1 pseudogene is annotated in these 376 nt (G+C 35.6%); it reads right to left on the reverse strand.

The annotated features are described in order from the left end of the window. Nucleotides 1-121 (reverse strand): annotated as a pseudogene (locus tag BA053_RS08825) (IS110 family transposase); the annotation flags it as partial. Nucleotides 122-376 lie beyond the last annotated feature (255 nt).

Here is a 376-nt window from a genome sequence, read left to right on the forward strand (position 1 = left end):
GTTTTGCAAAACCATCTTGATTATTTTGAAAGACTTTGTGTCGTTTTTTACTGTCCACTAACAAACAAACATCAAATTTCTTTTTTGAAATATCCACACCCAAAATAGCATTTACTTGCATAAAATTGTCTCCAAGACTATAAATAAACTGAGAGTTTAGACTAACCTTGTAATACGGGATATAATTCCAAAAGATACTGTTCAGTCTTTAACTCTATGGGAGGGAAGCAAAATCTGGCTTAATGGCATTAGTGTCGCATCAGCTTCACCCTCCCTGTGAGGTATTTTAGCTCTAATGCCTCACATCATAAAGATACAAGTGTCACGCACTGGGATGACGAGAAAGGAGCACTGGAATTTTTGTTTCAATATTTGT

The sequence above is a fragment of the Wolbachia endosymbiont of Nomada ferruginata genome, assembly GCF_001675785.1.
Classification (GTDB): Bacteria; Pseudomonadota; Alphaproteobacteria; order Rickettsiales; family Anaplasmataceae; genus Wolbachia; species Wolbachia pipientis.